Source organism: Clostridium sp. cel8 (genome assembly GCF_014050525.1).
In the GTDB taxonomy this organism is placed as follows: domain Bacteria; phylum Bacillota; class Clostridia; order Clostridiales; family Clostridiaceae; genus Clostridium_B.
Genome location: NZ_JACGAG010000009.1, coordinates 107323 through 115176, shown reverse-complemented (window position 1 = coordinate 115176; position 7854 = coordinate 107323). Strand labels below are relative to the sequence as shown.

Below are 7854 nucleotides of genomic sequence, written 5' to 3'. Positions count from 1 at the left end.
TAAATTTTAGTGATAGAAAAAAATAGCCCTCATGGGGCTAGAAGAATGAAGGTCTTAGAGTTATGCTCAAGGCTAGACAATAATCTTATTGGATAAATTTGATAGTCTATTTAAAATATTTAATATTTCAAATTTACTATGAAATGAAAAGTTGCTTATATCGTCATATATTACAAGATCAAAGTCTTCATTTAATAAATATGCAGTATTAGAGTTGCATATTTTTAAATTAGAGTTTTTATTTTTATTCATATTGTGTATGTACATATAATTTTTAAAGTTAGTATATTTATTTATATTAGATACTATATTTATTCTATCTCTATTTTCGTCAGTTATATAAAGTATCTTTTTATTTTGCAAAATATACTTTTCAACAACTCCAACAAATATTTCTGTAGAATTGTATGGAATAGATATAACATTTAAAAATTTATCACTACTTTTACTCCAGTTAATTATAATCTTACTTATTTTTTTCTTTTCTTCAAATAGACTCACTTTTTCCCAAAGAAACATTGTCTTCACTCTCCATTATATCCATTATTCTATTTTTTAATAACGAATACCTTTCAAAACTTTTATTATTATCTATCATAAATTTAAGTGCTTTAAAATCTCCTACAAGTACTACCATTTCCTTTGCCCTAGTTATAGCAGTATACAATAAATTTCTATTCATTAAAAAAGTGGATCCCATAAATATTGGCATTATAATAACTGGAAATTCACTTCCTTGACTTTTATGAATTGTCATAGCATATGCAAGTTCAATTTCATCTAAATACAGACTTTCATACACAACTCTCTTTTCATCATCAAATATCACTGTTATAGTGTTATTTTCATCATTTATCTCCTCTATATATCCAATATCTCCATTAAATACCCCAAGTCCTTCTTCTTTTCCTGAAATTGATGTCCATTTTAAAGAGTAGTTATTTTTAGTCTGCATAACTTTATCTCCTACTCGAAATAAAGTATCTCTAAATTCCTTTTCATTTTTATTTTTTGTTTTGGGATTCAATATATTTTGTAGTTTTTTATTAAGATTAAATACACCTAAAATTCCTTTTCTCATAGGTGAAACTATTTGTATGTCAGATAACTTATTCCATGACTTATTAAACTTAGGAAGTCTTATATCAATTAGCTGAATTAATATATCTAGTATCTTACTTTGATCTATGCATTTTATAAAATAGAAGTCCTTATCCTTTTTATTGAGAAATGGCATTTCGCCAGAATTTATCTTATGTGCATTAACTATAATCATACTTTCCTTAGACTGTCTAAATATATCCTTAAGTCTTATTACTTTTATACAATTGCTATCTATAAAATCCCTAAGAACATTGCCTGGACCAACTGAAGGAAGCTGATGAGCATCTCCTACTATTATAACTCGTGTGCCAATTGAAATTGCTTTTAAAAGACTGTTCATAAGTACTATATCTATCATTGAAGCTTCATCTATTATAACAACATCACACTCTAAAGGAGCTTCTTCTCCTCTTGAAAAGAATATAGATTCTTCGTCCCTAGGTACTCCCATTTCTAAAAGTCTATGTATAGTCTTTGCTTCTCTTCCTGTAGATTCTGACATTCTCTTTGCAGCTCTTCCCGTTGGTGCCGCCATTAAAACTTTTAACTTAAATTTTTCAAATATCTCCGTTATACAATTTATTATAGTAGTTTTTCCGGTACCAGGTCCCCCTGTTATTATTTCCACTGAATTTTCAAAGGCACCCTTTATAGCTTCTTTTTGCGAAGGCGCAAATTCTATGTTATTTTTATTTTCGAAATCTGAAATTTCTTTTTCAACATCTATATTTAACTTTTTATATTTACTAAACTCCAAATATAAAATCTTCTTAGTTACACTGAGTTCACAGTAATAATATGTAGGTAAAAAAACACATATATTGTCTTTGCATTTTTCTAATTTAAGCTTTCCAACTACTGAACTATCATATATGTTTTTCTCTATTTCTTCCTTACTTGCTCCAAGTAAATTTTCGGCTTCTTTTATAAGCTTTTCAAGTGGCATATATGTATTGCCAAAATTACAAAACTTATTTACAATATACCTTATTCCACTTTGTATCCTAAATGGTGAATTTACCTCTATTCCTAAACTCATTGCTATTCTATCAGCAATTTTAAATCCTATTCCAGATATTTCATCAGTAAGTATATATGGATTTTCTTTTACAATATTTATGGAATTTTCTCCAAATTTTTTATGTATTTTCACACATTTATTTGCACTTATCCCATAAGTTTGTAAAAATATCATTATATTTCTTATCTCACTTTGCTTTGAATAGGACTTGCATATCAAGTCTATTTTCTTCTGTCCTATGCCATCTATTTCCCTCAATCTCTCAATGTTGTTATCCATTATTTCCAAAGTATCTTTTCCAAATTTATCAACTATTTTTCGTGCAGTAACAGGCCCTATACCAGATATGGCTCCAGATGACAAATACCTTTCAATTCCAACTGTAGTATTAGGTTCCACTTCTTCAGAATATTTAATTTTAAATTGTTTCCCAAATTTCGGATGTGTAGTCCACTCTCCTACTAGCTTTAAGCTTTGTCCTTCCATAGCAAGTGGTATATTTCCTACTACAGTTATCATATCATTTTTACTTTTTAACTTAGCAACTGTATACCCATTGTCTTCATTATGAAATACCACATCATCCAAAATGCCTTGTATTTCCTGCATAAGATCCCCTTACCTTTTAAAGTATTTAAAACTATTAATATATTAATAATTATAACACATTAAAATAATTTTAAATCATAAAAACACGTATCTAATAGATACGTGTTTCAATTTATAAATACTTTTTTATTTCATCAACCTTATTCAATTTTTCCCAAGGTACGTCTATATCCGTTCTTCCAAAGTGACCATATGCTGCAACTTGTCTATATATAGGTCTTTTTAATTTTAAATCCCTTATTATAGCTCCTGGCCTTAAATCAAATACTTTCTTTACTATATCCACTATTTTATCATCTGAAAACTTCCCAGTACCAAACGTATCAACTGTTATAGAAACAGGCTTTGCCACACCAATAGCATAGGCAATTTGTATTTCAAGTTTATCTGCGACTCCGGCTGCTACCAAATTCTTCGCAACCCATCTTGCAGCGTATGTAGCAGATCTATCCACCTTAGTAGGATCTTTTCCAGAAAATGCACCACCACCATGTCTTCCATATCCACCATAAGTGTCAACTATTATTTTTCTACCTGTAAGACCAGAATCTCCTTGAGGTCCACCAACTACAAATCTACCTGTAGGATTTATAAAATATTTTGTCTTATCATCCAAAAGTTCTGGTGGTATAACAGGCTTTATAACATTTTCTATTATATCTTTTCTTATTTGCTCCTGTGTTACATGTGAGTCATGCTGTGAAGATACTACAACTGTATCTATCCTTACTGGTTTATCATCTTCATACTCTACAGTAACTTGAGTCTTTCCATCTGGCCTTAAATATGGAATGGTTTCATTTTTTCTCACATCAGCTAATCTCTTTGCAAGTTTATGTGCCATAGTTATTGGAAGAGGCATATATTCAGGTGTTTCATTTGTAGCAAATCCAAACATCATTCCCTGATCTCCTGCTCCTATTGCATCTATTTTATCCATTTCTCCTATTTTAGCTTCAAATGCTTCATTTACCCCCATTGCTATATCCGATGATTGCTCATCTATTGATGATATAACTGAGCATGTATCACAATCAAATCCATATTTGGCTCTAGTATAACCTATTTCTCTAACAGTTTTTCTAACTATCTTTGGAATATCTACATAACATTTAGTTGATATTTCACCCATAACCAAAACCATTCCTGTAGTAGTTACAGTTTCACAAGCTACTCTTCCATCAGGATCTTTTTCCAATATGGAATCGAGTATAGCATCGGAAATCTGATCACACATTTTATCTGGATGTCCTTCTGTAACTGACTCGGAAGTGAATAACTTTCTCATATATTTTACCTCCATTTGTATAAAATAAAAAACCTCTTCATAAGAAGAGGTTAATAAACTTATCAACTCTCTTATCTCGCAGGAAACTGCAGGAATTGGCACCTTAGTAATTCTACCGGTTGCCGGGTTTCATAGGGCCCTTTCCCTCCACCTCTCTTGATAAGAGTTTTAAATTGTAAAATAAAAAACACTGTTCAGTGTTTTCATGGTGGAGGAAGATGGATTCGAACCATCGAAGTCAATGACAACAGATTTACAGTCTGCCCCCTTTAGCCACTCGGGAATTCCTCCATATTTGGTGCTGGCAGTAGGCATCGAACCCACGACCTACTGATTACAAGTCAGTTGCTCTACCAGCTGAGCTATGCCAGCTTATTTAATATTTTTATACTATATCGTTAATGGTGGGCACAACAGGGCTCGAACCTATGACCCTCTGCTTGTAAGGCAGATGCTCTCCCAGCTGAGCTATGCGCCCATAATTGGTGGAGGAAGATGGATTCGAACCATCGAAGTCAATGACAACAGATTTACAGTCTGCCCCCTTTAGCCACTCGGGAATTCCTCCACATTTGGTGCTGGCAGTAGGCATCGAACCCACGACCTACTGATTACAAGTCAGTTGCTCTACCAGCTGAGCTATGCCAGCTTATTCAATATTTTTATATCCTGTAAAACAATTACCAAACACATTAACGTATGTAAGTATACCGTGTATTATGTTTTTTTTCAAACAGCATTTTCTTCATATCATGGCAATTACAGTGCATTTACTCTATATTTCTTTATTTTTCTCTCAAAATCAATACTTTATATTAACACATATATAATTTTTAATTAGAAGTATACACTTTTATTTTATTCTATTTTTAAAACAATCCTCATATAGATTATATATGACTTTTTTAAATACATATTTATTAATTTAAAAAGTGAAAACATAATTCAAGAGGTGATACTTTGAACAAAATAAAAGCTAATTACACAACTTCATTGGCATACTATAAGCTATCATACTTTTTAAAAGACTATATAAATAAAAATACAGTTATAGTCTGCATAGGTACAGACAGGTATATAGGGGATTGTCTAGGTCCTTTGGTTGGAACACTACTTATACACAAACATTTCCCGCTTCCTGTTTATGGAACAATAAATGAACCAATACATGCACTAAATATAGAAAACAAATTAGATAAAATAAAATCAAAACATAAAAACTGTAACATAATAGGAATAGATGCATGTCTAGGTGACCCAAATAACATAGGTGAAATACAAGTAAGAGATGTCCCTGTACATCCAGGTAAAGGGGTAGGAAAATCACTGCCAAATGTAGGTGAAACATCAATAATAGGCATAGTTGATTCAAATTCACAAAAAAATATGTTTAGTAGTTCAAATAATATCCGTCTTAATTTAGTTCTATCTATGTCAAAAGTAATACTTCATTCATTAATTCATGCATATTACTTGCACTATAATAATATATTAGATTGATTAAAAAATCTAACTTATTAGAAAATCATACTAATAAATTAGATCTTTAGCTTAATCAATTAGAGTTATATCATCACCACTAAATGTAACTTCCATTTTGTCCAAATACTCTAATACCTTACCTGTTCCAAGTGCTACGCAAGATACAGCATCTTCTGCTACAAACACAGGTACATTAGTAACATGATGTATTAAGTCACTTAAACCATTTAAAAGAGCTCCTCCTCCTGTCATAACAATTCCTTTACTTGCAATATCTGCTGCTAATTCCGGGGGAGTTTTTTCAAGTACTGCATGAGATGTATCCGCTATAGCATTTATAGTATCTTTAAGCGCTTCTCTCATTTCCGCTGAAGATATTGTCATATTTTTTGGAAGACCTGTAATTAAATCTCTTCCTCTTATATCCATTTCAATCTCCTCATCTAATTTGAATGCAGATCCTATATTTATCTTTAACTCTTCAGCAGTTCTTTCTCCTATCATTAACTTACGTTCTTTTCTTATAAATTTTATTATAGACTCATCAAATTTATCTCCCGCTACTTTAATTGAGGATCTTACTACAATCCCTCCTAAAGAGATTACAGCTACATCTGTAGTTCCTCCTCCTATATCAATTACCATATTTCCTTCAGGTCTAGTTATGTCAATGCCTGCTCCTATAGCTGCAGCTAAAGGTTCTTCTATAAGAAATACTTTCTTTGCTCCTGCATTTTTTGCTGCATCGATTACAGCCCTCTTTTCCACTTCAGTAGCCTGGCAAGGCACACAAATTACAACTCTAGGTGTGGTTTTCCTACGTCCACAGGCTTTTTCTATAAAATATTTCAACATCTTTTCTGTTACATCATAATCAGAAATAACCCCATCTTTTAATGGACGTATTGCCACAATATTTCCGGGAGTTCTACCAATCATCTGCCATGCTTCTTCACCTACAGCAAGTACTTTATTTTGACTCTTATCTATTGCTACTACTGATGGTTCTTTTAATACTACACCTTTCCCTTTAACATAAACAAGCACTGTAGCTGTACCTAAATCAATTCCCATGTCAGTTCCTATACTAAAAAACATTCCTTTTCACTCCTACTCTTCCCGCTTTTGGTTAATAATGTAGCTTCTACTATTTATATTAATGGACTTATATTATAATTATAATAGGAATGTTTTTAACCTTCAATAGCTTTATACTTCATTTTAGTGGCATTACCACCTCTAATGTGTCTTTCAGCTTTATTATAATCCAATATCATTTTAGCTTGTTTTGCAATTTGAGGATTTATTTTTGGTAATCTTTCTGTCATATCTTTATGTATTGTGCTTTTACTTACCCCAAATACCTTTGCAGTTTTTCTTATAGTAGCTTTGGATCCTATTATATATTTAGCTACTTCTAAAACTCTTTCTTCTATATAATCTTTCAACTGTTATCACTCCTTTATTTAGCTTACAGTTATAATCTATGCTCTTAAATAAATCATGTTAAATGTAGAACTTTAATATAAATTCAAATCTTTATCATATTAATAAGTGTAATTATTCTTGTTTTAGCCATTTCTTCATAATCAATTGGAGAAATGGCCAAAACTTAATATTTTATATATCTTGCTGGATCAACAAATTCATCTCCTTTTAAAACTGCAAAATGAAGATGATCCCCATATTTCTCATAGGCAGATCTCAAAGTAGTATTTCCAACAACACCTATTACCTGACCTTTTGATATATCTTGACCCTCAGAAACCTTCAAATTAGAGTTTAAATTTGAGTATATTGTCTTTAATCCATTTTGATGATTTATAATAACTTCCACGCCGTCTTGAGTATTTTTATCTATTTTTTCAACTTTTCCACTCATAGCCGCAAAAACCGGTGTTCCAATCTTAGCTTGTATTTCATATCCTAAATTTGGTCTGTAACTTTCAGTAGAATCCCAATATACAGGATCCTGGGAATATCCCCTAGCTATATTACCTTCAACAGGTTTTTGAAAATCCATGCTAGTCGAACTTGACACCGATTTTGAAGCTTCCTGCTTCTGTACATTAGTATTTTCTTTGCTATTTTCTTTGCTACTGTTTTGCTTTACCTGAAGGGCATTATCATGTTTATCCTCTGTTATAGCAGTTTCACTATTTTTCTTTTGCTGTGATATAGTTGTTTTATTTTGATTAACTTTTTGATTCTCATCACTTCTAAATGTCAAAATTGCTGCTGTAGCTACAACACACAAACAGATAAATAAAACTATGTAAAAACCCTCCTTCTTAACAAAATCAATTGGCTTTTTAATAAAATTTTTATCCATATCAACACCTCCTTTTTG

General features: G+C 31.4%; 7 protein-coding genes, 5 tRNA genes and 1 riboswitch. Of the genes, 1 reads left to right on the top strand and 11 read right to left on the bottom strand.

The features are described 5' to 3' along the window. Nucleotides 1-72 precede the first annotated feature (72 nt). The 8 genes from H2684_RS09325 to H2684_RS09290 form a co-directional block, all read right to left on the bottom strand. Entirely contained in the window at nt 73-519 is a 447-nt protein-coding gene (locus H2684_RS09325; protein ID WP_182089134.1) for a hypothetical protein, read from the bottom strand. Further along, nucleotides 488-2734: an ATP-dependent RecD-like DNA helicase gene (locus tag H2684_RS09320; RefSeq protein WP_182089133.1), complete on the bottom strand. Its 2247-nt coding sequence runs from the start codon at nt 2732-2734 to the stop codon at nt 488-490. Before H2684_RS09320 ends, H2684_RS09325 begins: the two co-directional genes overlap by 32 nt. Nucleotides 2735-2846: 112 nt before the next feature. Next, nucleotides 2847-4022: a methionine adenosyltransferase gene (gene metK, locus H2684_RS09315; protein ID WP_182089132.1), complete on the bottom strand. Its 1176-nt coding sequence runs from the start codon at nt 4020-4022 to the stop codon at nt 2847-2849. 68 nt (nt 4023-4090) lie between these two features. Next, nucleotides 4091-4188, bottom strand: a riboswitch (SAM riboswitch). A 40-nt stretch (nt 4189-4228) separates the two neighbouring features. Further along, nucleotides 4229-4313 (bottom strand) — tRNA-Tyr (locus H2684_RS09310). Nucleotides 4314-4318: 5 nt separating this feature from the next. Continuing rightward, nucleotides 4319-4394, bottom strand: a tRNA-Thr gene (locus H2684_RS09305). A gap of 30 nt (nt 4395-4424) precedes the next feature. After that, nucleotides 4425-4500, bottom strand: a tRNA-Val gene (locus H2684_RS09300). A gap of 5 nt (nt 4501-4505) precedes the next feature. After that, nucleotides 4506-4590, bottom strand: a tRNA-Tyr gene (locus H2684_RS09295). A 5-nt stretch (nt 4591-4595) separates the two neighbouring features. Continuing rightward, nucleotides 4596-4671: transfer RNA gene (locus H2684_RS09290), tRNA-Thr, on the bottom strand. Nucleotides 4672-4982: 311 nt separating this feature from the next. On the opposite strand from H2684_RS09290, the gene yyaC reads away from it, so the two are divergent. Then, complete coding sequence (gene yyaC, locus H2684_RS09285) at nt 4983-5522, top strand: spore protease YyaC (protein WP_182089131.1); 540 nt, start codon at nt 4983-4985, stop codon at nt 5520-5522. A 51-nt stretch (nt 5523-5573) separates the two neighbouring features. On the opposite strand, the gene H2684_RS09280 is transcribed toward yyaC, so the two are convergent. From H2684_RS09280 to H2684_RS09270, 3 genes are all read right to left on the bottom strand, one after another. Then, a complete protein-coding gene (locus tag H2684_RS09280; RefSeq protein ID WP_182089130.1) occupies nt 5574-6602 on the bottom strand; it encodes a rod shape-determining protein in 1029 nt (342 codons plus the stop codon). Between the two features lie 95 nt (nt 6603-6697). After that, entirely contained in the window at nt 6698-6952 is a 255-nt protein-coding gene (gene spoIIID / locus H2684_RS09275; RefSeq protein WP_182089129.1) for a sporulation transcriptional regulator SpoIIID, read from the bottom strand. Nucleotides 6953-7116: 164 nt separating this feature from the next. Continuing rightward, nucleotides 7117-7836, bottom strand: a complete 720-nt coding sequence (locus tag H2684_RS09270) for a M23 family metallopeptidase (protein ID WP_182089128.1) — start codon at nt 7834-7836, stop codon at nt 7117-7119. Nucleotides 7837-7854 lie beyond the last annotated feature (18 nt).